18 protein-coding genes are annotated in these 26,006 nt (G+C 69.4%); 12 read left to right on the top strand and 6 right to left on the bottom strand.

Going from position 1 to position 26,006, the window contains the following annotated elements; all coding sequences use genetic code 11:
- Positions 1-3 precede the first annotated feature (3 nt).
- The 3 genes from glgC to glgB form a co-directional block, all read right to left on the bottom strand.
- On the bottom strand, positions 4-1,332 hold the full coding sequence (gene glgC, locus AC3A6G_RS20370; protein ID WP_487861254.1) for a glucose-1-phosphate adenylyltransferase: 1,329 nt from the start codon (positions 1,330-1,332) through the stop codon (positions 4-6).
- On the bottom strand, positions 1,329-3,488 hold the full coding sequence (gene glgX, locus AC3A6G_RS20365; protein WP_487861255.1) for a glycogen debranching protein GlgX: 2,160 nt from the start codon (positions 3,486-3,488) through the stop codon (positions 1,329-1,331). Before glgX ends, glgC begins: the two co-directional genes overlap by 4 nt.
- Before the next feature lie 79 nt (positions 3,489-3,567).
- Positions 3,568-5,733: a 1,4-alpha-glucan branching protein GlgB gene (gene glgB / locus AC3A6G_RS20360; protein ID WP_487861256.1), complete on the bottom strand. Its 2,166-nt coding sequence runs from the start codon at positions 5,731-5,733 to the stop codon at positions 3,568-3,570.
- A 132-nt stretch (positions 5,734-5,865) separates the two neighbouring features.
- Between glgB and AC3A6G_RS20355 the strand changes: the two genes are divergently transcribed.
- From AC3A6G_RS20355 to AC3A6G_RS20325, 7 genes are all read left to right on the top strand, one after another.
- A complete protein-coding gene (locus tag AC3A6G_RS20355) occupies positions 5,866-7,365 on the top strand; it encodes a SidA/IucD/PvdA family monooxygenase (protein WP_487874404.1) in 1,500 nt (499 codons plus the stop codon).
- 45 nt (positions 7,366-7,410) lie between these two features.
- Positions 7,411-10,053, top strand: a complete 2,643-nt coding sequence (gene leuS, locus AC3A6G_RS20350) for a leucine--tRNA ligase (RefSeq protein ID WP_487861258.1) — start codon at positions 7,411-7,413, stop codon at positions 10,051-10,053.
- 24 nt (positions 10,054-10,077) lie between these two features.
- Complete coding sequence (locus AC3A6G_RS20345) at positions 10,078-10,599, top strand: LPS-assembly lipoprotein LptE (RefSeq protein ID WP_487861259.1); 522 nt, start codon at positions 10,078-10,080, stop codon at positions 10,597-10,599.
- Positions 10,600-10,615: 16 nt separating this feature from the next.
- Positions 10,616-11,701, top strand: a complete 1,086-nt coding sequence (holA, locus tag AC3A6G_RS20340) for a DNA polymerase III subunit delta (protein WP_487861260.1) — start codon at positions 10,616-10,618, stop codon at positions 11,699-11,701.
- 71 nt (positions 11,702-11,772) lie between these two features.
- Positions 11,773-13,068 (top strand): glutamate-5-semialdehyde dehydrogenase, encoded by a 1,296-nt coding sequence (locus AC3A6G_RS20335; RefSeq protein WP_487861261.1) that lies wholly within the window; start codon positions 11,773-11,775, stop codon positions 13,066-13,068.
- A 125-nt stretch (positions 13,069-13,193) separates the two neighbouring features.
- On the top strand, positions 13,194-14,513 hold the full coding sequence (gene gshA, locus AC3A6G_RS20330) for a glutamate--cysteine ligase (protein WP_487861262.1): 1,320 nt from the start codon (positions 13,194-13,196) through the stop codon (positions 14,511-14,513).
- A gap of 175 nt (positions 14,514-14,688) precedes the next feature.
- Positions 14,689-16,560, top strand: a complete 1,872-nt coding sequence (locus AC3A6G_RS20325) for a potassium transporter Kup (RefSeq protein WP_487861263.1) — start codon at positions 14,689-14,691, stop codon at positions 16,558-16,560.
- Between the two features lie 155 nt (positions 16,561-16,715).
- On the opposite strand, the gene AC3A6G_RS20320 is transcribed toward AC3A6G_RS20325, so the two are convergent.
- The 3 genes from AC3A6G_RS20320 to AC3A6G_RS20310 all read right to left on the bottom strand — a co-directional run bounded on the left by AC3A6G_RS20320 (position 16,716) and on the right by AC3A6G_RS20310 (position 18,874).
- Complete coding sequence (locus AC3A6G_RS20320; RefSeq protein WP_487861264.1) at positions 16,716-17,438, bottom strand: GntR family transcriptional regulator; 723 nt, start codon at positions 17,436-17,438, stop codon at positions 16,716-16,718.
- A 64-nt stretch (positions 17,439-17,502) separates the two neighbouring features.
- The gene (locus AC3A6G_RS20315) at positions 17,503-18,429 is read right to left on the bottom strand and encodes a polysaccharide deacetylase family protein (RefSeq protein WP_487861265.1); all 927 of its coding nucleotides are present in this window, start codon (positions 18,427-18,429) and stop codon (positions 17,503-17,505) included.
- 10 nt (positions 18,430-18,439) lie between these two features.
- On the bottom strand, positions 18,440-18,874 hold the full coding sequence (locus tag AC3A6G_RS20310) for a nuclear transport factor 2 family protein (RefSeq protein ID WP_487861266.1): 435 nt from the start codon (positions 18,872-18,874) through the stop codon (positions 18,440-18,442).
- Between the two features lie 241 nt (positions 18,875-19,115).
- Between AC3A6G_RS20310 and AC3A6G_RS20305 the strand changes: the two genes are divergently transcribed.
- Genes AC3A6G_RS20305 through gshB form a run of 5 tightly spaced genes read left to right on the top strand, consistent with a single transcriptional unit; the run spans position 19,116 to position 26,000 of the window.
- On the top strand, positions 19,116-20,318 hold the full coding sequence (locus tag AC3A6G_RS20305; protein ID WP_487861267.1) for an ABC transporter substrate-binding protein: 1,203 nt from the start codon (positions 19,116-19,118) through the stop codon (positions 20,316-20,318).
- Positions 20,315-21,193, top strand: a complete 879-nt coding sequence (locus tag AC3A6G_RS20300; RefSeq protein WP_487861268.1) for a branched-chain amino acid ABC transporter permease — start codon at positions 20,315-20,317, stop codon at positions 21,191-21,193. Before AC3A6G_RS20305 ends, AC3A6G_RS20300 begins: the two co-directional genes overlap by 4 nt.
- A gap of 5 nt (positions 21,194-21,198) precedes the next feature.
- A complete protein-coding gene (locus AC3A6G_RS20295; protein WP_487861269.1) occupies positions 21,199-23,718 on the top strand; it encodes a branched-chain amino acid ABC transporter ATP-binding protein/permease in 2,520 nt (839 codons plus the stop codon).
- Positions 23,719-23,772: 54 nt separating this feature from the next.
- Positions 23,773-25,041, top strand: coding sequence for a benzoate/H(+) symporter BenE family transporter (locus AC3A6G_RS20290; protein ID WP_487861270.1), 1,269 nt, complete (start codon positions 23,773-23,775; stop codon positions 25,039-25,041).
- Positions 25,041-26,000 carry a glutathione synthase gene (gshB, locus tag AC3A6G_RS20285; RefSeq protein WP_487861271.1) on the top strand — a complete coding sequence of 320 codons (960 nt, stop codon included), beginning with the start codon at positions 25,041-25,043 and terminating at the stop codon, positions 25,998-26,000. The genes AC3A6G_RS20290 and gshB overlap by 1 nt, the downstream gene beginning before the upstream one ends.
- Positions 26,001-26,006: the final 6 nt, after the last annotated feature.

The following is a 26,006-nucleotide window of genomic DNA, read 5'->3' as shown; positions in this document are numbered from 1 at the left end:
TGTTCAGGCGGCAGAAGTCGCAAGGCGCTGGAGCATCTCGCGCGTGACCAGCACCACGCCGGCCTCGGTGCGCTCGAAGCGCGCGGCGTCGGCAGCGGCGTCCTCGCCGATCACCATGTCGTCGGGAACGACGCAGCCGCGGTCGATCACCACGCGCGTGAGGCGGCAGCCGCGGCCCACCTCCACGTCGGGCAGCAGCACCGCCTCGTGGATCTCGCAGAACGAATGGATGCGCACGCCCGAGAACAGCACCGAGCTGCTGACCTTGGAGCCCGAGACGATGCAGCCGCCCGAGACGATGGTGTTGACCGTCATGCCGTGGTGGCCGTCGCGGTCGAGCACGAACTTGGCCGGCGGCAATTGCCGCTGGTAGGTCCAGATGGGCCAGTCCGTGTCATAGATGTCGAGTTCGGGTGTGATCGAGGCCAGGTCGAGGTTGGCAGCCCAGAATGCATCGATCGTGCCCACGTCGCGCCAGTAGGCCTTGGCGTCGGGTCCGCGCGAGGCCCGCGTGACGCACGACATCCCGAAAGGGTGCGCCACCGCGCGGCCCTCGGCCACGGCGCGCGGGATGATGTCCTTGCCGAAGTCGTGGCTCGAATCGGGATTGGCGGCGTCCTCCTCGAGCAGCTGGTAGAGGTAGGCGGAGTCGAACACGTAGATGCCCATGCTGGCGAGCGCCGTGTCGGGATGGCCCGGCATCGCGGGCGGGTCGGCCGGCTTTTCGAGAAAGTCCGTGATCCGGCGCTCGCCGTCGACGGCCATCACGCCGAACGCCGTGGCCTCCATGCGCGGCACCTCGATGCAGCCGACCGTGCAGCCCAGGCCGTGCTCGGCATGGTCCTTGACCATGATCGAGTAGTCCATCTTGTAGATGTGGTCGCCAGCCAGCACCACCACGTAGTCGTGCTTGGTCGAGCGGGTCTGAAGGATGTCGAGGTTCTGGAACACCGCGTCGGCGGTGCCGCGGTACCAGTGCTCGTCGCCGGTGCGCTGCTGCGCGGGCAGCACGTCGACCATCTCGTTGAGCTCGGCGCGCAGGAAGCTCCAGCCGCGCTGCAGGTGGCGCATCAGCGAGTGCGACTTGTACTGCGTGACCACCGCCATGCGCCGGATGCCCGAGTTGAGGCAGTTCGACAGCGCGAAATCGATGATGCGGAACTTGCCGCCGAAGTACACCGCCGGCTTCGCGCGGCGGTCGGTCAGCTGCTTGAGGCGCGAGCCCCGGCCGCCGGCCAGTACCAGCGCGATGGTGCGGCGAACCAGCTGGTGGGCCTGGAGCGGTGCCGCCTGCGAAGCGTTGTTGTTGCTGCTGTTGTTGTAGTTGTTCATGTCGGGTCTCCGTGCGTCTGTTCGTCTGGGTTCATCGGATGCTGTTTGGCTTTGTCGCCGTCGCCGGCATCCAGCCTAGCACCGTGCTGCGCTGCCGCCGCATGCGTTGCCGCAACCCACAGGCTGCCGCGGGGCACTTCCACCATGCCGGACCCGATGCCGGTCGCGGCGCCGATGCCGTCGGGCGCATCGGTCGCGAGACGCAGGTGCCAGTTGCCCGGCGGCAGCACGAACGATGTGGCCTGCGCCCCCACGTTGACGAGCACGAGCCAGCCGGCCTCCGACGCCGTGGGCGCCTCGAACCGGATTGCAAGCGCCGTGCCGGCGCGCCAATCGGCCTCTGCCATGGGCTCACCGTCGGGCCGCAGCCAGCGGATCGCTGGCGCGCCGGGCGGCGCCTGGGCCGGCCACCAGCTGGCGTGACGCAGCACGGACGCCTCGCGCCGCAGGGCCGCAACCCTTGCCACGAAAGTGCTCAACCGCGCCGTGTCGTCCCATCGCAGCCAGGTGGTTTCGTTGTCCTGGCAGTAGGCGTTGTTGTTGCCTTGCTGGCTGTGGCCGAGTTCGTCACCGGCCAGCAGCATCGGCGTGCCCTGCGACAGCAGCAGCGTCGCGAGCAACGCGCGCTGCAAGCGGCCGCGCTCGGCCTCCACGGCAGGGTCGTCGCTCGGTCCCTCGACGCCGCAGTTGTTGCTGAGGTTGTGCGCATGGCCGTCTCGGTTGCCCTCGCCGTTCGCGAGGTTGTGTCGCTCGTCGTAGCTCACCAGGTCACGCAGCGTGAAGCCGTCGTGCGCGGTGATGAAGTTGACGCTTGCCGTGGGCGCGCGCCCGTCGTGCGCGAACTCTGCGCTCGACGCGGTGAGCCGGTGCGCGAAATCGCCGAGCCCCGTGGCGCCGTCGCGGCCCTGTCGCAGCCAGAAGCCGCGCTGCGTGTCGCGGTAGCGGTCGTTCCATTCGAGCCAGCCCGGCGGGAACTCGCCGAGCCGGTAGCCGCCCGGCCCGATGTCCCAGGGTTCGGCGATCAGCAGCGTGCGCGAAAGCACCGGGTCCTGCGCGATGGCGGCAAGGAAGGGTGCACGGGGGTCGAACTCGCCGTCGGCTCCGCGCCCGAGCGCCGGCGCAAGATCGAAGCGGAAGCCGTCGACACCGAGCGTGCAGGCCCAGTGGCGCAGGCTGTCCATCACGAGCTGCAGCACGCGCGGCTCTGCGAGCTTCAGGCAGTTGCCGCAGCCGGTCCAGTTGGCATAGCGCGCGTGGTCGTCGGCAAGCAGGTGGTAGTACAGCGCGTTGTCGATGCCGCGCAGCGACAGCGTGGGACCGAACTCGTCGGTCTCGGCGCTGTGGTTGTAGACCACGTCGATCACGAGCTCCATGCCGCGCGCATGCACGGCATCGGCGAGCGCGCGGAATTCGCTTGCGGGTGTGCTGCCGGCGCTGCCGCTCCAGTAGCGCGCCTCGGGCGCGAACCATCCGATGGTGTTGTAGCCCCAGTAGTTGCTGAGCCCCATCTTGAGAAGGCGCTCTTCGTCGGCACGGTGCTGCACCGGCATCAGGCTCAGCGTGGTGACGCCGAGGCGCTGCAGGTGGTCGAGCACCGCGGGTTCGGCGAGGCCGGCGTAGGTGCCGCGCAATGGTTCGGGAACGGCCGGGTGCAGCCGCGTCTGGCCGCGCACGTGAATTTCGCAGAGCACCCGGTCGCCGGGCGCAATGCGGGCATGGCCGAGCGAGGGCAACGCAAGATCCGGCGCGGCGACGCGGGCCTTGAGCGCGACGGCGGCGTTGTCGCGCGTGTCGCGCCGCAGCGGGTTGGCGGGGTCGTGTCCGAGGAAGACGTCGCTGCCGTCGTAGCGGCCGACGATCTCGCGGGCGTAGGGGTCGAGCAGCAACTTCGCGGGATTGAAGCGATGGCCTTCATGCGGAATCCAGGGGCCGTGCACCCGGTAACCATAGACCAGCCCAGGGCGCGCGCTGGGGAGCTGACCGTGCCAGACGCCGTCGGTGAAGGCGGGCAATCTCAGGCGCTGCTGTTCGTGCTGGCCGGTGCTGTCGAAGAGGCAGAGGTCGACGGCCTCGGCGTTCGGGGCGACGAGGGCGAAGTTCACGCCGTGTGGCGTGGGGGTTGCGCCCAGGGGGTATGACGAGCCTGGGGTCAGCATGTGGTCTTTGGCGTGGTGTTTTCCGGGGCCGGGTCCCGCCGGGGCGAGACCCGGCCTTCGAAACACAAAAACAAAAGCATCAAACCAACACCCACATCACAGTCGCCAGCGGCGGCAAGTTCACTTCCATCGAGTGCGATTTTCCATGCCACGCAACAGCCTCGCCCCGAACCACGTCGTTGTGAACCCCGCTGCCCCCATACACAACGGCATCCGTATTGATCACCTCGCGATAGTCCCCCGCCGCAGGCACGCCCAGCCGGTATCCCTCACGCACCATCGGCGTGAAGTTGCACGCCACGACCACGAACGATCCGTCGCGCCCGCGCCGCACGAAGCCGAACACCGACTGCGCCCGGTCGTCATGCACCGTCCACTCGAAGCCGGCGCGCTCGGCGTCGAGCTCGTGCAGGGCCGGAAAGTGCCGGTACACGTTGTTCAGGTCGCGCACCAGCCGCCGCACGCCCTGGTGCGCCGCGTGCGCGAGCAGATGCCAGTCGAGGCTGCGGTCGGCATTCCACTCGGCTTCCTGCGCGAACTCGCCACCCATGAAGAGCAGCTTCTTGCCCGGGTAGGCCCAGAGGTAGCCGTACAGGTTGCGCAGGCCCGCGAACTTCTGCCAGGCGTCGCCGGGCATGCGCGTGATCATCGAACCCTTGCCGTGCACCACCTCGTCGTGCGACAGCGGCAGCACGAAGTTCTCGCTGTGCGCATACATGAGGCCGAAGGTGATCTGTTCGTGGTGGTGGCTGCGGTGAACCGGGTCGGTGCCGGCATAGGCCAGCGTGTCGTTCATCCAGCCCATGTTCCACTTGAAGTGAAAGCCCAGCCCACCCGCCTCGGGCGGCCGCGTGACGCCGGGAAAGCTCGTCGATTCCTCGGCGACGGTGAAGGCACCGGGGCGCTCGGTGCCCACGACATGGTTCATGCGCCGCAGGAAGTCGATGGCCTCGAGGTTCTCGCGCCCGCCGTCGATGTTGGGTACCCATTCGCCGGCCTGGCGGCTGTAGTCGCGGTAGAGCATGGAGGCCACCGCATCCACGCGCAGGCCATCGACGCCATAGCGCTCGAGCCAGTAGAGCGCATTGCCGACGAGGTAGTTGCGAACCTCCGTGCGCGCGTAGTTGAAGATCAGCGTCTGCCAGTCGTTGTGGAAGCCCTCGCGCGGGTCGGCGTATTCGTACAGCGCGGTGCCGTCGAAGCGGCCGAGGCCGTGCGCGTCGGTCGGGAAGTGCGCGGGCACCCAGTCGAGGATCACGCCGAGGCCGGCGGCATGTGCGGCCTCGACCAGATGGCGGAAATCGCCAGGCGTGCCGAAGCGCGAGCTCGGGGCATGCAGGCCGATGGGCTGGTAGCCCCACGATCCGTCGAACGGATGCTCGCTGACCGGCAGCAGCTCGATGTGCGTGAAGCCCATGTCGCGCACATAGGGCACCAGCGTGTCGGCCAGCTCGCGGTAGTCGAGCCAGTCGCGGCCGTCGTTCTTGCGCCGCCACGAGCCGAGGTGCACTTCGTAGATGCTGATCGGCGCATGGCGGTCGTTGGCGGCGGCGCGGCCGGGCGGCAGCGGCACCGGCGCGGGCAGCGGCGCCACGACGCAGGCGGTCTCGGGCCGAAGGCGCGCCGAGAAGGCGTAGGGGTCGGCCTTGCGCAGCAGCTCGCCCTCGGCCGACAGGATCTCGAATTCGTAGGCGTCGCCGGTGGCCACTTGCGGCGCGAAGATTTCCCACACGCCGCACTCGCGGCGCAGCCGCATCATGTGCCGCCGGCCGTCCCAGTTGTTGAAGTCGCCGACCACCGAGACGCGCCGCGCATTCGGCGCCCAGACCGCGAAAGCCACGCCCTTCACGCCGTCGATCTCGCGCAGGTGCGCACCGAGCCGCTCCCAGGGCCGCAGGTGCGTGCCCTCGGCGAGCAGCCACACGTCGGTATCGCCGAGCACGAACGGAAAGCGGTAGGGGTCTTCGAGCCGCGCGCTGTGCGCGCCCCAGTCGACCTCGAACGAATAGCCCAGCAGCGCCTCGGCCGCGGGCACCAGCCCGGTGAAGAGGTCGGACTCCTCGTGCCGGGCCAGCATCGCGAGCGGCCAGCCGGTGCGCGTGTGCACCACGGCCACGCTCTTGGCGCCGGGCAGCAGCGCACGCACCTGCAGGCCGTCGCGCGTCTGGTGCGGCCCCAGCACGGCAAACGGATCACCGTGTTCGGCGCGCATCAGGGCGCGGACCTCGCGTTCGGGGAGATGCATGCTGTCCTTGGTCTGAAGAGAATCATCGTGCCATGCGAGATCCGGGCCCGGCCGCATGACGACGACGAAGCTTTCTACACTGCACGGGCCCGCCACGCGATGGCGTCCCCGCCGATCCCGTTTGCCTGTCAGATGACCACCGACGCTGCTTCTTTTTCTGCTCCCTCCATCCCCGACCGGCCGGAAGGCCTTGCCGCGCTCGAGCGCCGGCTAGCCAAAGACCTGGAGTGTCTCGGCTGGCCCGCGCGCGCCTGGATGCCAGCCTGCGCGCACGAGGGCGAGGCGGTGCTCGAGGTGGCGATCGTCGGCGGCGGCCAGGCCGGGCTCGCCGCGGCGGCGGCGCTGACGCAGCAGGGCATCCGCGCGGTGGTGTTCGACCGCGCGCCGGCCGGGTTCGAGGGGCCGTGGGCCACCACGGCGCGCATGGAAACCCTGCGCTCGCCCAAGGAGCTGACCGGCCCCGCGCTCGGCCTGCCGGCGCTGACTTTCCGGGCCTGGTTCGAGGCCCAATTCGGCGCCGAGGCCTGGGGCGGGCTGGACAAGATCCCACGCCTGCAATGGATGGACTACCTGCGCTGGTACCGGCGCGTGATGGCGGTGGAGGTGCGCAACGACACGGCCGTCACCCGCATCGCGCCGCTGGCGGCGGCCGGGCCAGTGCGGCTCGACCTGCGCGCGCCCGCGGGCATGCCGCAGCATGTGCTCGCGCGCCGCGTGGTGCTCGCCACCGGGCGTGACGGGCTCGGCGGCCCCGCGGTGCCGGCCTTCGTGGCGGCGCTGTCGCGCGAGCGCTGGGCGCACTCGTCCGACGAGATGGACTACGGCCGCCTCGCAGGACTGCGGGTCGGCATCGTCGGCGCCGGCTCGTCGGCGATGGACAGCGCGGCCACGGCGCTCGAGGCCGGTGCGCACAGCGTCGAGCTGCTGATCCGCCGCCCCGACCTGCCGCGCGTCAACAAGGCCAAGGGCGCCGGCGTGCCCGGCCTGACGCAGGGGCACTACGACCTGCCCGACGAAGCCAAATGGCGCCTGCGCCACTACATCAATGTGCTCAACGTGCCGCCGCCGCATGGCAGCACGCTGCGCGTGTCGCGCCATCCCAACGCCTTCTTCAATTTCGGCTGCCCGGTGCAGGCGGTCGAGCCGCAGGACGAAGCGATGCGCGTCGTCACGCCGCGGGGCGACTTCGTCGTCGACTTCCTCATCGTCTCGACCGGCTTCAAGGTCGACTGGGCGCACCGCCCCGAGTTCGCGGCCATCGCGGCGCACGTGCGCACCTGGAAGGAGCGCTTCGTGCCCGCGCCCGGCGACGAGGACCAGGAACTGGCCGATTCGCCCGACCTCGGGCCGGTGTTCGAGTTGCAGGAGCGCGCCCCGGGCGCCTGCCCGGGGCTGGACCGGGTCCACTGCTTCTGCTACCCCGCGGCGCTGTCGCACGGCACGGTCTCGGGCGACATTCCCGCGATCAGTGACGGTGCGCGGCGCCTGGCGGGCGGCATCGCGGGCCTCTTCTACCGCGAGGACTTCGAGCACCACTTCGCCAGGCTCCAGGCCTTTGCCGAACCCGAGCTCTTCGGCGACGAATGGGTGCCCGCGCCGCCGCCGGCCGAGCGGCCGGCGCCAGGGCGATAATCCGCCTTCCCCGGCCGCCCCGCGCCGGGCTCTTGCCGAACCGTCATGAACCCCAGCTACAAACCCAGCGACGTCGAGTCCGCTGCCCAGGCGCAATGGAGCGCCGCCGATGCCTACCGCGTCATCGAGGACGCGAGCCGCAAGAAGTACTACGCCTGCTCGATGCTGCCGTACCCGAGCGGCAAGCTGCACATGGGCCATGTGCGCAACTACACGATCAACGACATGCTCACGCGCTACCTGCGCATGAGCGGCTACAACGTGCTGATGCCGATGGGCTGGGACGCCTTCGGCCTGCCGGCCGAGAACGCGGCGCTCAAGAACGGGGTGCCGCCGGCCAAGTGGACCTACGAGAACATCGACTACATGCGCGGCCAGCTCCAGGCCATGGGCCTGGCGATCGACTGGAGCCGCGAGGTCGCCACCTGCGACCCGAGCTACTACAAGTGGAACCAGTGGCTGTTCCTGAAGATGCTCGAAAAGGGCATTGCCTACCGCAAGACCCAGGTCGTCAACTGGGACCCGGTCGACCAGACCGTGCTGGCCAACGAGCAGGTGATCGACGGCAAGGGCTGGCGCACCGGTGCCACGGTCGAGCGCCGCGAGATCCCGGGCTACTACCTCAAGATCAGCGACTACGCCGAAGAGCTGCTCGAGCACACCCAGCACAAGCTGCCGGGCTGGCCCGAGCGCGTCAAGCTGATGCAGGAGAACTGGATCGGCAAGAGCGAGGGCGTGCGCTTCGCCTTCACGCACGACATCAAGGACGCGAGCGGCAGCCTGATCCAGGACGGCCGCATGTACGTGTTCACCACGCGCGCCGACACCATCATGGGCGTGACCTTTTGCGCCGTCGCGCCCGAGCATCCGCTTGCGATGCATGCCGCCACGCTCGACGCCAAGGTCGCTGACTTCATCGAGGAATGCAAGGCCGGCGGCACCACCGAGGCCGAACTCGCCACGCAGGAGAAGAAGGGCGTGCCCACCGGGCTCAGCGTGCGGCATCCGATCACCGACGAGCTGGTGCCGGTGTGGGTGGGCAACTACGTGCTCATGAGCTATGGCGACGGCGCCGTGATGGGCGTGCCCGCGCACGATGAGCGCGACTTCGCGTTCGCCAACAAGTACGGCCTCGAGATCATCCAGGTGGTGCTGGTCGACGACGAGCCGCACTTCGACTACCACCGGTGGCAGGACTGGTACGCGCTGAAGGACGAATCCGGGCAGCGCAGCGTGACCATCAACTCCGACAACTTCAGCGGCATGCGCCACAAGGAGGCCGTGGCCGCCGTGGCGCATGCGCTCGGCCAGAAGGGCCTGGGCGGGCTGCAGACCACCTGGCGCCTGCGCGACTGGGGCGTGAGCCGCCAGCGCTACTGGGGCACGCCGATCCCGATCATCCACTGCGACGAGCACGGCGCGGTGCCGGTCCCCGAGAAGGACCTGCCCGTGGTGCTGCCGACCGACTGCGTGCCCGACGGCTCGGGCAACCCGCTCGCCAAGCACGAGGGCTTTCATGCCGGCGTCGTCTGCCCCGTGTGCGGCAAGTCCGCGCGCCGCGAGACCGACACGATGGACACCTTCGTGGACAGCTCGTGGTACTTCATGCGCTACTGCGACCCGAAGAACGACGAGGCCATGGTCGCCGGGGGCGCCGACTACTGGATGCCGATGGACCAGTACATCGGCGGCATCGAGCACGCGATTCTTCACCTGCTCTACGCACGCTTCTGGACCAAGGTGATGCGCGACCTGGGCCTGGTGAAGGTCGACGAGCCCTTCAGCAAGCTGCTCACGCAGGGCATGGTGCTCAACCACATCTACTACCGGCGCAGCGACAAGGGCGGCAAGGACTACTTCCCGCCGGCCGACGTGACGCCGGTGCTCGACGCGCAGGGCCGCATCACCGGCGGCACGCTGGCCGACGGCACGCAGCTGGTGTACGGCGGTGTCGGCAAGATGGGCAAGAGCGAACGCAACGGCGTCGATCCGCAGGACCTGATCGAAAAGTACGGTGCCGACACCGCGCGCCTTTACACCATGTTCACCGCGCCGCCCGAGGCCACGCTCGAATGGAACGACGCCGCGGTCGAGGGCAGCTTCCGCTTCCTGCGCCGGGTCTGGAACTTCGGCCTGGCGCAGGCCGACGCGCAGCCCGTGGAGATCGCCGGCCAGTCGTTCGGCAAGGCAGCCCAGGCCCTGCGCCGCGAGGTGCATACGGTGCTGCGCCAGATCGACTACGACTACCAGCGCATGCAATACAACACCGTGGTGTCGGGCGCGATGAAGCTCTTGAACGCGGTCGAAGGTTTCAAAACTGACGGCAGCCCCGGCGACGCCGCCGCGGTGCGCGAAGGCTTCGGCATCCTGCTGCGCTGCCTCTACCCGGCCACGCCGCACCTCACGCACCAGCTCTGGCAGGGCCTGGGCTACGACAAGGCCATGGGCGACCTGCTCGATGCGCCCTGGCCCGTGGTGGACGTGGGCGCGCTCACGCAGGACGAGGTCGAGCTCATGCTGCAGGTCAACGGCAAGCTGCGCGGCAAGCTGCTGGTGCCCGCCGAGGCCTCGAAGGACGAGATCGAGAAGCTCGCGCTCGCCTGCGACGATTTCGTCAAGTTCGCCGAGGGCGCACCGGCCAAGCGCGTCATCGTGGTGCCGGGCCGCCTCGTCAACGTGGTCCTCTGAGACGTTGAGTAAAACGAAAGAAGCATGAACCATCGCACTGCCTCGCTGCCGCGCCGCGGCTTCCTTCTCGGCCTGGCCGCCGCCAGCGCGGGCCTCGGCCTGGCCGGCTGCGGCTTCGAGCTGCGCCGTGCGCCGGTGTTCGCCTTCAAGACCCTGTCGCTCTCGGGCAACTCCGAACTGATCAACCGGCTGCGGCGCGAGCTGCGCGCCGCCGGCACCGTGACGCTGGTGCCTCCCGCCGAGGCGCAGACGGCCGACGCGATCCTCGAGATGCTCGGCGAGAGCCGCGACCGGATCGTGATCTCGACCAATTCGGCCGGCCTGTTGCGCGAACTGCAGCTGCAGCTGCGCGTGCGCTTCGCGCTGCGCACGCCAGGTGGCAAGGCCCTGCTGCCGCCGACCGAAGTGGCGCAGACGCGCGACCTGAGCTTCAACGAGACCAACGCGCTCGCGAAGGAGGGCGAGGCCGAGCTGCTCTACCGCGACATGCAGTCCGACATCGCGCAACAGATGCTGCGCCGGCTCGCGGCGGTCAAGCAACTCTGAAGACGGCCGCAGCAGCATGCAACTTGCCAGCGCCCAGCTCGGCGCCCATCTGCAGAAGGGCCTGAAGCCGCTCTACGCCATCCACGGCGACGAGCCGCTGCTGGCCCAGGAGGCGGCCGACGCGATCCGCGCCGCGGCGCGCACGCAGGGCTACACCGAGCGCAGTTCGTACACCGTGGCCGGCGCGCACTTCGACTGGAGCGCGGTGCTCGCGGCCGGCGGCTCGCTCTCGTTGTTCGCCGACAAGCAGATCGTCGAGATCCGCATCCCCTCGGGCAAGCCCGGCAAGGACGGCAGCACGGCGCTGCAGCAACTCGCCGAAGCGGCGCAGGGCAACGACAGCACGCTCACGCTCGTGATGCTGCCGCGGCTCGACAAGGCGACCCGCACCGGCGCGTGGTTCTCGGCGCTCGAGAACAACGGCGTGAGCATCCAGGTCGATCCGGTCGAGCGCGCCGCGCTGCCGCAGTGGATCGCGCAGCGCCTGGGGTTGCAGGGCCAGCGCGTAATGCCCGGCGACGAGGGCCAGCGCACGCTGCAGTTCTTTGCTGATCGCGTCGAAGGCAACCTGCTGGCCGCGCACCAGGAGATCCAGAAGCTCGCGCTGCTGTACCCCGCGGGCGAGCTGGCCTGGGAGCAGGTCGAGGCCGCGGTCAACAACGTGGCGCGCTACGACGTCTTCAAGCTCTCGGAAGCCGTGCTCGCCGGCAACCCGCAGCGCGTGGCGCGCATGCTCGACGGGCTGCAGGCCGAGGGCGAGGCCGAGGTGCTGGTGCACTACACGCTGGCCGAGGACATCCGCGCACTCAAGCGCGTGAAGGATGCGATGGCGGCGGGCCGCCCGCTGCCCATGGCGCTGCGCGAGAACCGCGTCTGGGGCGCGAAGGAACGGGCCTTCGAGCGCGTGCTGCCGCGGCTCGACGACCGCATGCTCGCGCGGCTGCTGCGCGCGGCCCACGTGGTCGACGGCATCTGCAAGGGGCTCAAGCAGCCCGACTGGCCCGCGAGCGGCTGGCAGGCGCTGCAGCGGCTCGCGCTCATGCTCTGCCGCGCCTGCAGCAGCGGCAACAGCAACAACGCCAGCACAGCGCGGCGGGCCTGAGCGGCGCCAGCCCGCAACGCGGAAAAGCCCGTGTCAGCCGCGCGCAGGGTTGGCGTGGGAAAATGCCGCGCATGAACGCCTTCAACGTCAGCGAGCACATGCAGACCCTCGGGCTGCAGGCCAAAACTGCCGCATTCCTCATGGCACGTGCGGATGCAGCTACAAAAAACAGAGCGCTGAAGGCGCTCGCCAAGCGCCTGCGCGAGGCCGGCCCGGCGCTCGCGGCAGCCAACCAGAAGGACCTGGAGCGCGCCACCGCGGCCGGCTTGCCCGCGCCCATGGTCGACCGGCTCAAGCTCACGCCCAAGGTCCTCGAGACCGTGGCGCTCGGCTGCGAGCAGCTCGCCGGCATGGCCGACGTGATTGGCGAGATCATCGGCATGAAGCAGCAGCCCAGCGGCATTCGCGTGGGCCAGATGCGGGTGCCGATCGGGGTCTTCGGCATGATCTACGAAAGCCGTCCCAACGTGACCATCGAGGCCGCCAGCCTCGCGATCAAGAGCGGCAACGCGGCCATCCTGCGCGGCGGCTCGGAGGCGATCGAGTCGAACAAGGCGCTGGCGCTGCTCGTGGCCGGCGCGCTCGAGGAGGCCGGCCTGCCGGTCGATGCGGTGCAATTGGTGCAGACCACCGACCGCGAGGCCGTGGGCCAGTTGATCGCCATGCCCGAGTTTGTGGACGTGATCATCCCGCGCGGCGGCAAGGGCCTGATCGAGCGCATCAGCCGCGACGCCAAGGTGCCCGTCATCAAGCACCTCGACGGCAATTGCCATGTCTACGTGGACGATTCGGCCGAGTTCGAAATGGCGCTGCGCATCGTCGACAACGCCAAGACCCAGAAGTACAGCCCCTGCAACGCCGCCGAGGGCCTGCTGGTCTCGGCCGCGGTGGCCGACGACTTCCTGCCGCGCATCGCCGCGATCTTCGCGGCCAAGGGCGTCGAGATGCGCTGCGACCCGACTGCGGCCCGCATCCTGCGCTCGGACGAGGCGCTGGCCGGCGCCGGCGCGCAGGTCGTCGATGCGGTCGAGTCCGACTGGTCGGAGGAATACCTCGCGGCCGTCATCAGCATCAAGGTGGTCGAGGGCCTCGACGAGGCGATCGCACACATCAACCGCTACTCGAGCCACCACACCGACGCGATCGTCACGCGCGACCATGTGCATGCGCAGCGCTTTCTGCGCGAAGTCGATTCGGCGAGCGTCATGGTCAATGCGAGCACACGCTTCGCTGACGGTTTCGAGTTCGGCCTCGGCGCCGAGATCGGCATCAGCACCGACAAATTCCATGCGCGCGGGCCGGTCGGCATCGAGGGGCTGACTTCGCTCAAGTACGTGGTGCTCGGGCAGGGCGAAGTCCGCGGCTGAGGCGCCGGCGGCGGGGGCCTGCACCGGCCGCCTGGCCTTTCGCGGGTCTTGTCATCGGGGCGGCCATCCCCAAATCCTACAATTCTGCTCTAGCTCTCCAAGTACAAAACCAACAAGGCCGCCGCATGGTTCCGCATCTCGTCACCGCCCTGACCGGCCCGATCAACGAACTGGAGCAGCGGGTGCTCGACTCGACGCCCGCGATCGAGCGCTGGTTCCGCCTCGAATGGATGGAGCACACGCCGCCGTTCTACAGCTCGGTCGACATCCGCAATGCCGGCTTCAAGCTCGCGCCGGTCGACACTAACCTGTTCCCGGGCGGCTGGAACAATCTCACCAAGGAGATGCTCCCGCTCGCGGTGCAGGCGGCCCAGGCGGCGATCGAGAAGATCTGTCCCGAGGCGCGCAACCTGCTCGTCATTCCCGAGAACCATTCGAAGAACACCTTCTATCTGGCCAACGTGGCGCAGCTGGTGCGCATCTTCCACATGGCGGGACTCAACGTGCGCGTCGGCTCGATCGATCCGGCCATCAAGTCGCCCAAGAAGATCGAGCTGCCCAACGGCGAGACGGTGTGCCTCGAGCCCGTGGTGCGCACCAAGCGCCGGCTGGGCCTGAAGAACTTCGACCCGTGCACCATCCTGCTCAACAACGAGCTCTCGGCGGGCACGCCGGGCATCCTCGAGGACCTGCACGAGCAGTACCTGCTGCCGCCGCTGCATGCGGGCTGGTCGGTGCGCCGCAAGAGCAACCACCTGCACAGCTACGAAGAGCTCTCGAAGCGCTTCGGCAAGCTGCTCGGCATCGATCCCTGGCTCATCAACCCGATCTACGCCCGCGCCGAGGGCGTCGACTTCGCCGAAGGCCGCGGCATCGACGTGCTCACGAGCCACGTCGACGCGGTGCTCACCAAGGTGCGCCGCAAATACAAGGAATACGGCATCAACGAGAAGCCCTTCGTGATCGTCAAGGGCCATGTCGGCGGTGACGGGCCCGGCGTGATCACGGTGCGCGATGCGCGCGAGGTCGAAGCCCTGGTGGGCGCCACGAAGCCGCGCGCGGCAGCGGCCACCACGCGCGCGGGGGCCGCGGCCCGGGCGCTGCGCGGCCCCGGCGAAGTGATCGTGCAGGAAGGCGTGCTGACCAACGAACGGGTACACAACGGCGTGGCCGAGCCCGTGGTCTACATGATGGACCGCTACGTGGTCGGCGGCTTCTACCGCGTGCATGCCGAGCGCAACCCCGACGAGAACCTCAAGCTGCCGGGCGCCAATTTCGTGCCGCTGGCGTTCTCCGACAGCGCGCACCTGCCGCAGCCCGGCGCCAAGCCCGGCGCGAGCGCGCCGAACCGCTTCTACATGTACGGCGTGGTCGGCCGCCTGGCCATGGTGGCCGCGAGCTACGAGCTGGAAGCCACCGACCCGGACGCCGAAGTCTACGAATAATGATTTTCGGGGGCGGCTTGCGGCGGCGGCGGGCAGCGGCAAAATAGCGGCCTCACAGCAAAAGGAAACAAGAGGGCGGGGGGATGTGCGCGGCGGCCGCAGGGCCGCGACGGGCGCATCCTTGCATGTGTGACTTGGTTGCACGCGCGCGGTTCGTCCTTTTTCCACCGACTTCGTGTCCCCACCCAAAGCCTCTTCCGCCGCTGCCCTGATCATCGGCACCATCGGTGTCGTCTACGGCGACATCGGCACCAGCGTCCTGTATGCCGTCAAGGAGGTGTTCAACCACGGGCACCTGCCGTTCACGATCGAGAACGTCTACGGCATCCTGTCGATGTTCTTCTGGACGCTCACCGTCATCGTGTCGATCAAGTACGTGGTGCTGGTGCTGCGGGCCGACAACGAAGGCGAGGGCGGCCTCGTGGCGATGCTGGCGCTGGCCTCGCGCGCCGTGGCCGACAAGCCGCGGCTGCGCAACGTGCTGCTGCTGGTGGGCATCTTCGGCACCTCGCTCTTCTATGGCGACGGCGTCATCACGCCGGCCATCTCGGTGCTGTCGGCGGTCGAGGGCCTCGAGGTCGTGTCGCCGCACTTCAAGCACTACGTGCTGCCGATCACGCTGGTGGTGCTGTTCGGCCTGTTCGTGGTGCAGAAGCGCGGCACCGCGGGCATCGGCAAGTTCTTCGGCCCGATCACGCTGACCTGGTTCGCGGCCATCGCGGTGCTCGGCGTCACGCAGATCGTGCAGCACCCCGAGATCCTCAAGGCGATCAGCCCCTGGTATGCGATGAAGTTCATCTGGGACAACCCGGGCACGAGCTTCATCCTGCTGGGCGCCACGGTGCTCTGCGTGACCGGCGCCGAGGCGCTCTATGCCGACCTCGGCCACTTCGGCAAGCGGCCGATCCGCGTGGCGTGGTTCACGGTGGTGATGCCCGCGCTCACGCTCAACTACTTCGGCCAGGGCGCGCTGCTGCTCGAGAACCCCGAGGCGGTGAAGAATCCGTTCTTCATGATGGCACCCGAATGGGCGCTGATCCCGCTGGTGCTGCTGGCCACCCTGGCCACGGTGATCGCATCGCAGGCGCTCATCACCGGCGCCTTCAGCGTCACGCGCCAGGTGATCCAGCTCGGCTATCTCCCGCGCATGAACATCGAGCACACCAGCGTGCGCGCCGCGGGCCAGATCTACATCCCGATCGTCAACTGGGGCCTGTTCGCGGCCATCGTGCTGGCGGTGCTGATGTTCCGTTCGTCGAGCAGCCTGGCCGCGGCCTACGGCATCGCGGTGACCACCGACATGCTGATCACCACGGTGCTGACCTTCTTCGTGATCCGCTACGCGTGGAAGCTGCCGCTGGCGGTGTGCATTGCCTCGACCGCGGTCTTCTTCGCGGTCGACTTCATGTTCTTTGCCTCGAACCTGCTCAAGCTGTTCGAAGGCGGCTGGTTTCCGCTCGTCATCGGTGGCGCGGTGTTCACGCTGATGATCACCTGGAAGGAGGGCCGCCGCCTCATGGGCGAGGTGCAGCGCGCCGATGCGATCGCGCTGAAGGAGTTTCTCGACTCCGTGTTCGTGAGCCCACCCGCGCGCGTGGAGGGCACCGCGGTGTTCCTCACGGCCGAACCTGGCGTGGTGCCCAATGCGCTGCTGCACAACCTCAAGCACAACAAGGTGCTGCACGAGCAGAACCTGTTCGTCACGGTGCGCAACCACGAGGTGCCATGGATACCGATGGACAAGCGCATCGAGATCGAGGCGCTCGGCCACCATTGCTGGCAGGTCATCGTGCACTACGGCTTCAAGAACGACGTCGACCTGCCGCGCGCACTCGACAACGCCCGCCTGCGCGGCTGCCAGCTCGAGCCCATGTCGACGAGCTACTTTCTCTCGCGCGACGTGGTCATTCCCACGCTCGCCAGCGGCATGGCGCCCTGGCGCGAGAAGCTGTTCGCGACGATGCACCACAACGCGAGCGGCGCGGCGGCCTTCCTCGGGCTGCCGAACAATGCCGTGGTGGAGTTGGGCTCCAAGATCGAGATCTGAGACGCCCCCCGAAGCGCCTGCGGCGCCTCCCCCCACTGGGGGGCGCACCCGGCGGCCCGGCGAAGCCGGTTCCGCGGGTGCACTGGGCTGAACCTGTGGCGTTTCAAGTGCTGCCAGTGGTGCGCAGCGACATGGAAGACTGAGTCACGGAGGCCTCAGCCCAGGCCCAGCATCTGTCCCAGGCTGCGTGCTGCAGCCGGCCGGTCGAGCGCGATGTTGCGTTCGAGCACCAGCAGGTGCGCTTCCATCAAACGCACGGCCTCGTCTGCGTCGCCGCGCGCGATCGCGTCGACCAGTTCCGCATGCTCGTCGTGCTCGCAGGCGGCATTGCCGGGCGGCTCGTAGAGCGCCACGATCAGCGAGCAGCGCGACATGAGCTCGCTCAGGTAGCGCTCCAGGATCGGGTTGCGCGCGAGCCGTGCCACGCGCAGGTGGAACGAGCTCGCGAGACGCGCCCATTCGGGCTGCGTGTAGCGGTGCATCGCCGCATGTTCTTCCTTCAGGTGTCGCCGCAGCTCGGCGATCTCGGTGCGCGTGGCGTTGCGCACCGCCATGCGCACCAGCGCGGCCTCGAGCGCGCGGCGGGCCTCGAAGATCTGCCGCGTCTCCTCGGGCGAGGGCATTGCCACGATCGCGCCGCGGTTCGGCCGCAGCTCCACGATGTGGTCGTGGGCCAGCCGTTGCAGCACCTTGCGCACCATCGCCCGGCTCACGCCGAACAACGCGCACAGCGACGCCTCGGGCAGCTTGGTGCCGGGCGCGAGGCGCTGGTGCGTCACGCCCTCGAACACCGAGCGGTAGATGCGTTCCTCGACGTCAGCGTCGTCGGGCGGCGGACGTGCAGCGGTGGGCTTCTTCGAGGCGGGGGTGCGGGCCATGAGCGGGAGGAGGTGCGGTCGGGGCGTGGACGAGAACGCGCCGATTATCGAGTGCCGCGCATCGTCAGGCACCGAACTCGCCGGGCCGCTCGGCCGCCAGCCGCTGCATGTGCGCGGCGATCTCGCCCGGCGTGGTGAACCAGACCTCGCCGCGGTCGCGCGCCCGCGCGAGGTGCGCGAGCGCGGTGCGCAGGTGGCGCAGCCGGTAGGGCTGGCCGACGATGTACGGATGCAGCGCGAGGCCCATCACCAGCGGCTGCGCGCGCGACTGCTCGCGCATCTCGTCGAAGTTGTCGATCACCATGGCGGCGAAGTCCTTCGCGTCCATCAGCCGGCCCACGATCATCGGAATGTCGTTGAGCTCCTGCGGATACGGCACCGACCAGATCGCGGCGCCCGAGCGCGTGCGCATGCGCACCGGCTGGTCGTCATGGCACCAGTTGAGCGTATAGCCGTAGCCGGACTCCGCGAGCAGGTCGGGCGTGACCGCGCTTTCAGAGATCCACGGCGACAGCCATCCCGCGGGCGCCTGCCCGCTCTCGCGCAGCATGCGGTCGCGGCAGCGCACCAGCAGCGCGCGTTCGTGCACCTCGTCGAGCGCGCCCTGGCGCTCGGCATTGCTGTGGCCGTGGCCGATGAGTTCGTCGCCGCGCGCCACCACTGCCTGCACCAGTTCAGGGCAGTGGTCGTAGAGCGCGGTGTTGACCAGCGCGCCCGTCGGAAGCCCGAGCGCGTCGAAGAGCTCGAGGCAGCGCCAGGCACCCACGCGGTTGCCGTACTCGCGCCAGCCGTGGTTCAGCACGTCGGGCTGCGGCGAGGCCGGGCCGATGCAGGCGCCGAGCCCGTCGCCGAATGCGAAGTGCTCGATGTTGAAGCCCAGGTACACCGCCAGCCGCGCGCCGTTGGGCCAGGCGTAATCGGGCCGGCGCGTGATCGGGCAGTAGTCGAAGCGGCCGTGCGAGGGCAGCAGCTCGGGCCAGCGGGCCGTCATGCGCCCGGCCTCACAGCACCGCGAGGCCGGCGCGCACGAGCAGCCATTCGGCGCTGTCGTTCCACACGTCCATCTGCACGATCAGCCCGTGGCGCACCACGTAGCGGTCGACATAGCGGTTGCCCTCGAAGGCCGTGCCATCGGGCCAGGCGCCGTAGAGTGTGCCGAGGCTGTAGACCACGGTCTCCTCGGGCGTACCGCCGGCCACCGTTTCGGTGCGCTCGATCTTCTTCTTGACCCAGGCGTAGCGCTTCGCATTGAAGGCCGAGGTGTCGCCGGGCGCATGCATCGGGCGGTTGCCCGTGAAGCGGATGCGGATGCCGGGGGCGGTGTAGTGCGACGCCGCAGCGGGGTCGGGAATCATCACCAGGCGAAGGAACTCGTCGACCACGGCGGCCGGGTCGGCATGCGTGGGCGAAGGGGCGGTCGATGTGGGGGTGTCCATGGGTTCTCCATCTGTTGGGGGCCAAGGCGGTGCATGGCAAAGGTGCGTGCGTCATGCACAGCAAATCTCGTGCCGAATTGTCAACGTGAACTCTAAGAGATTGTCGACAATTTCGAAATGAAAGTGTCGACTTGGCATGGCGCTTGCATCCGGAACGAGCCAGCCGCTTCGGCGGATGCCCGATGCACCTTGTTGGGTGCCGCCCCGTTTGTTGTTGTCCTCTTCGACCCAGGAGTCCGCCATGACCCGCACCGCTGTTCGCCTTCCAGTTCTTCGCCGCCGCACGCTCTGCATTGCAGCCGCCGCCTGCCTCGCCGCGGGCTCGGTTCTCGCCGCCGAGCCGATCAAGATCGGCCTCGTCACCGCGCTCTCGGGCCAGTCGGCGCTGGCCGGTGAAGCCATCAGCCGCGGCCTCACGGTCGCCATCGACGAGATCAACGCCAAGGGCGGCCTGCTCGGCGGACGCAAGCTCGAGCTGGTGCGCCGCGACGACGAGGCCAATCCTGCCAAGGGCGTGGTGGCTGCGCGCGAGCTGATCTTCAAGGAGAAGGTGGCGGTGCTGTTCGGCGGGCTCGACACGCCAGTGTCGATGGCCATCGTGCCGATCGCCAACCAGGAGAAGACGCCGTTCATGGGGCCGTGGGCCGCGGGCACGCCGATCACCAAGAACGGCGCCAATCCCAACTTCGCCTTCCGTGTCTCGGCGGTCGACGAGATCGTCAACGTGGGCATGCTCGACTACGCGCAGAAGAGCTTCAAGAGCGGCAAGTTCGGCATGATCCTCGTCAACAACCCCTGGGGCGAATCGAACGAGAAGGGCCTGCATGCCGCGCTCGCGGCCAAGGGGCTGAAGGCCGTGGGTGTGGAGAAGTTCGACGGCAACGACGTCGACGTGGTGCCGCAGCTCACGCGGCTCAAGGCCGCGGGCGCCGACACGCTCTTCATGGTGGGCAATGTCGGCCCGTCGGCGCAGGTGGTCAAGTCGCTCGACCGCATGGGCTGGCAGGTGCCGATCGTCTCGCACTGGGGACCGGCCGGCGGCCGTTTCACCGAACTGGCCGGCCCGAACGGCAAGAACGTGCACTTCGTGCAGACCTACAGCTTCTTCGGCAAGCAGTCGCCGGTGGGCGAGCGGGTGATCGCGGCGCTCAAGGCCAAATACCCGGCCATCAAGGGCCCCGACGACATCACGCCGGCCGTGGGCGTGGCCAATGCCTACGACGGCATGCAGCTCGCCGCGCTGGCCATCGCGGCCGCGGGCTCGACCGACGGCGACGCGGTGCGCCAGGGCTTCTACAAGATCGGCAGGTACGAAGGCCTCATCAAGACCTACGACAAGCCCTTCTCGCCCGGCGTGCATGACGCGGTGACCGCGAACGACTACGTCTGGGCCCAGTTCATCGACAACCGCATCCTGCCCGTGGCCATGGCCGCGGCCAAATGATGCTGCTGTCCGCATGGATCAGCGGGCTGGGGCTCGGGAGCATGTACGGGCTCATCGCCCTCGGCTTCCACGTCACCTATGCCGTCTCGGGCACCGTCAACTTCGCGCAGGGCAGCGCGATGATGCTCGGCGCCGTCTTCACCTTCTGGTTCGCGCAGACGCTGGGCTGGCCGATGCCGCTCGCGGTGCTGCTGGCGCTCGTGCTGTGCGGCGCCTACGGCCTGGTGGTCGAGTTCGCGGCCGTGCGGCCTTTCGCGAGCCGCGGTTCCGAGGCCTGGCTGATGGCCACGGTCGCGCTCGGCATGGTGGTCGACAACCTCGTGATGTTCACCTTCGGCAAGGAGCCGCGCAGCCTGCCCTCGTCGCTGGCCGTCACGCCGCTGCAGGTCGGTGAGGTGGGGCTGGGCGTGTACCCGCTGCAGTTGCTGATCCCGCTCGCGGGCCTTGCGCTGGCGGCGCTGCTGCACCTGGTGGCACGGCGCACGCGCTGGGGCATCGGCATGCTCGCGGTGGTGCAGAATCCCGCGGCCGCGCGGCTCATGGGCATTCCGATCCGGCGCGCGGTGGCCGCGGCCTTCGCACTTTCGGCCGTGCTCGCGGGCACGGCGGGCGTGCTCATTGCGCCGCTCTACAACGTGCAGGCCGACATGGGCACGCTGTTCGGCCTCAAGGCCTTCGCGGTGGCGATCCTCGGCGGCATCACCAGCGCCTGGGGCGTGATGGGCGCGGGCCTGCTGTTCGGCCTGGCCGAGGCGCTGATCACCGCCACGCTCGGCTCGGGCTACACGCAGATCCTGACCTTCGCGCTGGTGATCGCGGTGCTCGCGCTGCGGCCTCAGGGCCTGTTCGGCCGCGCGGCGGTGAAGAAGGTATGAGCGCCATGGACTCACGCACGCGCTGGCCTTCGCTCGCCGGTTTGGTGGCGCTGATGGCCGTGGGCGTGGCGCTCGCGGCCACCGTCAACGGCTACTACGTCTTCGTGCTCGCCAATGTCGCGCTGTTCGCGATCGTCGGTGTCGGCCTCAATGTGCTGCTGGGGCTCACGGGGCAGATGTCGTTCGGCCATGTGGGCTTCTATGCCATCGGCGCCTACGCGGTCGCCATCCTCACGGGCAAGGCCGGCTGGAGCTTCTGGGCCGCCTGGCCTGCGGGCGCGCTGCTCGCCGGCGCCATGGGTGCGCTGCTCGCGCTGCCGGCGCTGCGCGCCCGGGGGCCCTACCTCGCGATGATCACCATCGCGTTCGGCTTCATCGTCGAGCATGCGATCGTCGAGGCGCGCGACCTCACGGGCGGCCAGAACGGCATCATGGGCATCGCCGCCCCGGTGCTCGGCTCCCTTGCGCAGGGCGAGCGCGCGGCGGCAATGCTCGCAGTGCTCACGGCCGGCGTGGCGCTCGCGGGCTTTGCGATGCTCTCGCGCGGCGGCTGGGGCGCGGCGATGCGCGCGGTGCGCGACAGCGACACCGCGGCCGAGTCCATCGGCCTCGATCCGCTGCGCATCAAGACCGTGGCATTCGCGATCTCGGCGTTCTGCGCTGGCGCGGCAGGCGGGCTGTTCGCGCCGCTCTCGGGCTTCGTCACGCCGCACACCTTCGGCTTCGGGCAGTCGATCCTGTTCGTGCTGGTGGTGATGATCGGCGGCGCCGGTTCCGTGGCGGGGCCGCTGGTCGGCGCGCTGGTGGTGGGCCTGCTGCCGGAACTGCTCTCGCAATTCGAGGAGTACCGCCTGCTGATCTTCGGCCTGCTGCTGCTGCTGGTGCTGTGGGCCGCGCCCGAAGGTGCGGCCGGGCTCTGGCGGCGCGTTGCAGCGCGCTTCGGTGCGCGGCGCGCCGAGGCGCCCGTGGCGGCCGAGTCCGATGCGGGCCAGCTGCCGCCACGCGCAGCCGGCGCGCCGATCCGCACCAAGGGCCTCACGATGCAGTTCGGCGGCGTGCGCGCCGTGGGCGACCTGGACTTTGCCACGCAGCCCGGCGGCATCACGAGCCTGATCGGGCCCAACGGCGCGGGCAAGACGACCGTGCTCAACATGCTGAGCGGCTTCTACCGCCCCACGGGTGGCGGATTCCGCCTCGGCGACGTGCCGCTGCAGGGGCGGCGCGCGTTCCGCATCGCGCGCGCCGGGGTGGCGCGCACCTACCAGACCTCGCAGCTCTTCGGCAGCCTCAGCGTGGAAGACAACGTGGCGCTCGCGCTCGGCCGCGGCACGCTCGGGCCGTTGCTCGGCGCGCGGCGCTTCCGCTCGGCTTCTGCACGCGCCGAGGCGCGGCGGCTGCTCGCCTTCTGCGGCTGCGCGGGCACGGCGCAGCGGCGCGCGTCCGATCTCGCGCACGTCGAGCGCCGGCTGGTCGAGATCGCGCGTGCGCTGGCGACCGCGCCGCAGGTGCTGCTGCTCGACGAGCCCGCGGCCGGCCTCTCGCGCGAGGACAAGGCGCGGCTGGCCGAACTGCTGCAGCGCATCGCGGCGGCGGGCATCGGCGTGCTGCTGGTCGAGCACGACATGGAACTCGTCATGGGCATCTCCGACCACATCGTGGTGCTCGATGCCGGCCAAAGGCTCGCGGTCGGCGACGTGGCCGCCGTGCAGGCCGATCCCGCGGTGCGCAAGGCCTACCTTGGCGAAGCGCTGGTGGACAGCGACGAAACAACACCGGCGGCCGCGCGTGCGCCGCGCAAGCCGCTTTCGGCCGATGCGCCCGAGCTGCTCGGCGTCGGCGGCCTCATCGCGGGCTACGGCGCCGAACCGGTGCTGCACGGCATCGACCTGCGCGTGCGGCGCGGCGAGCTGGTCGCGCTGCTCGGCGCGAACGGCGCGGGCAAGTCGACGCTGATGCGCTCGCTCGCGGGCCTGCACCGGCCGGTGCAGGGCGGCATCCACCTCGACGGCGCCGAGCTGGCCGGCCTCGCGGCCGAGCGCATCGTGGCGCGCGGGCTGGTGCTGGTGCCCGAGGGCCGGCAGGTGTTTCCCGAGCTCAGCGTGCGCGACAACATCCGCCTCGGCGCGTTTCTCGACGGCCGCGACATCGATGCGCGCGCCGAGGCCATGCTCGGGCGCTTTCCGCGGCTGCGTGAGCGGCTGCACCAGCGTGCGGGCCTGCTCTCGGGCGGCGAGCAGCAGATGCTGGCCATCGCGCGCGGGCTGATGTCGAAGCCGCGCGTGCTGCTGCTCGACGAGCCCTCGCTCGGCCTCGCGCCGAAGATCATCGCCGAGCTGTTCGAGGCGCTCGACACGCTGCGCGCCGAGGGCCTGACGGTGGTGCTGGTCGACCAGATGGCCGCGCTCGCGCTGGCGCTGTGCGACCGCGCCTATGTGATCGAGGGCGGCCGCATCGTGGCCGAAGGCAGCGCCGCTGAGATCGCGGCCGACGGCGCGCTGGCGCGGGCCTACCTGGGCGCGGGCTGAAGGCACGGTCTGCCGCCGCGAGCGGTGGCGCCGGCCAGCCGGCACAATCGCGCGATGTCGTTTTTCAAGGATCTGAGCCTCTCGGCCTTCACCGCGGGCTTCGTCGCGGTGCTCGTGGGTTTCACGAGCTCGGTGGCCATCGTGTTCCAGGCTGCGCAGGCCTTCGGTGCCACGCCGGAGATCGCCGCCTCGTGGATGTGGGCGCTCGGCATCGGCATGGGCCTGGCCTCGGCGCTGCCCTCGCTCTGGTGGAAGAAGCCGGTGATGATCGCCTGGAGCACGCCGGGCGCGGCCGTGCTCGCGGTGGCAGGCGCGGGCTACAGCATGAACGAGGCGGTCGGCGCCTTCATCGTCTGCGCGGTGCTGATGGTGCTGGCGGGCGCCACCGGCTGGTTCGAGCGCGTGATGAACCGCATTCCAATGGCCATCGCCTCCGCGCTGCTCGCGGGCGTGCTGACGCGCTTCGGCCTCGCGGCCTTCACGGCTGCGCAGACGGCGCTGCCGCTGGTGCTGCTGATGCTCGGCACCTATCTGCTGGCCCGGCGCATGCTGCCGCGCTATGCGGTGCCGCTGACGCTGCTGGTGGCGATCGCCTTCGCCGCCGCGCGCGGCGAGCTGGCCTGGTCGGCGGTGCAGTTCTCGCTCACCTGGCCGGTGTTCACGATGCCGGCCTTCACCTGGCAGGCGATCGTCAGCCTGGCGCTGCCGCTGTTCGTCGTCACCATGGCCTCGCAGAACCTGCCCGGCGTGGCGGCCATCCGCGCCGCCGGCTATGGCGAGCTGCCGGTCAGCAAGCTCATCACCATCGGCGGCGTTGCCACGCTGGTGCTCGCGCCCTTCGGCGCCTTCGCGCTGAACCTGAGCGCGATCACCGCCGCCATCTGCATGGGCCGCGAGGCGCATGAGGACCCGGCGCGGCGCTATACGGCGGCCGTGAGCTGCGGCGCCCTCTACGTGGTGATCGGGCTGTTCGGCGCGGCGGTCACCGGGCTGCTGACCGCCTTTCCCAAGGAGCTGGTCGCGGCCATCGCCGGCCTGGCGCTGCTGGGCACCATCGGCAGCGGGCTCGCGGCCGCGGTGCGCGACGAATCGCACCGCGAAGCGGCGCTGATCACCTTCCTGGTCACGCTCTCGGGCGTCACGCTGGCGGGCATCGGCTCGGCCTTCTGGGGCGTGGTGGCCGGTGCGCTGGCGCTCGCCGTGCAGGAGCTGGGCCGCCGGGCCGCAAAGGCCTCCGCCGGCAAGGACATCGCCGCTTCCGGCAACATGGCGCCGGACAGCAGCAACATGGCGCCGCCACCGGGCGGCCGAAAGACTCCCTGATGAACAAGAACATCCTCTTCGTCGCCGACCCGCTCGACCACTTCAAGATCTACAAGGACACCACGTTCTCGATGATGCGCGAGGCGCAGCGCCGCGGCTGGCGCATCGCGGCCTGCCTGCCGCAGGACCTGCAGTGGGTGTCGGGCGGCAAGGTGACGGCCACGGTGCAGCAGATCACGCTGACCGGTGATCCCGGGGACTGGTGGAAGGTCGACATCGTCGAATCGAAGGCGCTGGCCGATTTCGACGCGGTGCTGATGCGCAAGGACCCGCCGTTCGACGCCGAGTACATCTACGCGACCCACTTGCTCGAGCAGGCCGAGCGCGAGGGCGCGCGCGTGGTCAACAAGCCGCGGGCGCTGCGCGATCATCCCGAGAAACTCGCGATCATGGAGTTTCCGCAGTTCACCACACCCACGCTGGTCACGCGCAGCGCACAGGCGGTGCGCGACTTCCATGCCGAACATGGCGACATCATCCTGAAGCCGCTCGACGGCATGGGCGGCATGGGCATCTTCCGTGTGAAGCAGGACGCGCTGAACCTCGGCTCCATCGTCGAAACGCTCAACAAGGACGGTGCCGAAACCATCATGGTGCAGCGCTTCGTGCCCGAGGTGTCGCAGGGCGACAAGCGCATCCTCATCATCGCCGGCGAGCCCGCGCCTTTCGTGCTGGCGCGCATTCCGCAGGGCACCGAGGTGCGCGGCAACCTCGCGGCCGGCGGCAAGGGCGTGGCCGAGCCGCTCACGCCGCGCAACCGCGAGATCGCAGAAGCCGTGGGCCGCGCCCTCGCGCCGCGCGGGCTGCTCCTGATCGGGCTTGACGTGATCGGCGATTCGATCACCGAGATCAACGTGACCAGCCCGACCTGCTTCCAGGAGATCACGGAGCAGACGGGCTTCGACGTGCCGAAGATGTTCATCGATGCGCTTGAGGCGCACCTGACCGCCGCACGCTGAGTCGCT

The organism is Variovorax sp. Soil_C_26, from assembly GCF_057657075.1.
The sequence above is the reverse complement of the archived record's forward strand: the minus strand, read 5'-3'. Positions and strand labels throughout refer to the sequence as shown.

Excerpts from the sequence above, each read along its gene's own strand:
- glgC (WP_487861254.1), bottom strand. The coding sequence starts at position 1,332 with ATGAACAACTACAACAACAGCAGCAACAACAACGCTTCGCAGGCGGCA.
- glgX (WP_487861255.1), bottom strand. The coding sequence starts at position 3,488 with ATGCTGACCCCAGGCTCGTCATACCCCCTGGGCGCAACCCCCACGCCA.
- glgB (WP_487861256.1), bottom strand. The coding sequence starts at position 5,733 with ATGCATCTCCCCGAACGCGAGGTCCGCGCCCTGATGCGCGCCGAACAC.
- AC3A6G_RS20355 (WP_487874404.1), top strand. The coding sequence starts at position 5,866 with ATGACCACCGACGCTGCTTCTTTTTCTGCTCCCTCCATCCCCGACCGG.
- leuS (WP_487861258.1), top strand. The coding sequence starts at position 7,411 with ATGAACCCCAGCTACAAACCCAGCGACGTCGAGTCCGCTGCCCAGGCG.
- AC3A6G_RS20345 (WP_487861259.1), top strand. The coding sequence starts at position 10,078 with ATGAACCATCGCACTGCCTCGCTGCCGCGCCGCGGCTTCCTTCTCGGC.
- holA (WP_487861260.1), top strand. The coding sequence starts at position 10,616 with ATGCAACTTGCCAGCGCCCAGCTCGGCGCCCATCTGCAGAAGGGCCTG.
- AC3A6G_RS20335 (WP_487861261.1), top strand. The coding sequence starts at position 11,773 with ATGAACGCCTTCAACGTCAGCGAGCACATGCAGACCCTCGGGCTGCAG.
- gshA (WP_487861262.1), top strand. The coding sequence starts at position 13,194 with ATGGTTCCGCATCTCGTCACCGCCCTGACCGGCCCGATCAACGAACTG.
- AC3A6G_RS20320 (WP_487861264.1), bottom strand. The coding sequence starts at position 17,438 with ATGGCCCGCACCCCCGCCTCGAAGAAGCCCACCGCTGCACGTCCGCCG.
- AC3A6G_RS20315 (WP_487861265.1), bottom strand. The coding sequence starts at position 18,429 with ATGACGGCCCGCTGGCCCGAGCTGCTGCCCTCGCACGGCCGCTTCGAC.
- AC3A6G_RS20310 (WP_487861266.1), bottom strand. The coding sequence starts at position 18,874 with ATGGACACCCCCACATCGACCGCCCCTTCGCCCACGCATGCCGACCCG.
- AC3A6G_RS20305 (WP_487861267.1), top strand. The coding sequence starts at position 19,116 with ATGACCCGCACCGCTGTTCGCCTTCCAGTTCTTCGCCGCCGCACGCTC.
- AC3A6G_RS20300 (WP_487861268.1), top strand. The coding sequence starts at position 20,315 with ATGATGCTGCTGTCCGCATGGATCAGCGGGCTGGGGCTCGGGAGCATG.
- AC3A6G_RS20295 (WP_487861269.1), top strand. The coding sequence starts at position 21,199 with ATGGACTCACGCACGCGCTGGCCTTCGCTCGCCGGTTTGGTGGCGCTG.
- AC3A6G_RS20290 (WP_487861270.1), top strand. The coding sequence starts at position 23,773 with ATGTCGTTTTTCAAGGATCTGAGCCTCTCGGCCTTCACCGCGGGCTTC.
- gshB (WP_487861271.1), top strand. The coding sequence starts at position 25,041 with ATGAACAAGAACATCCTCTTCGTCGCCGACCCGCTCGACCACTTCAAG.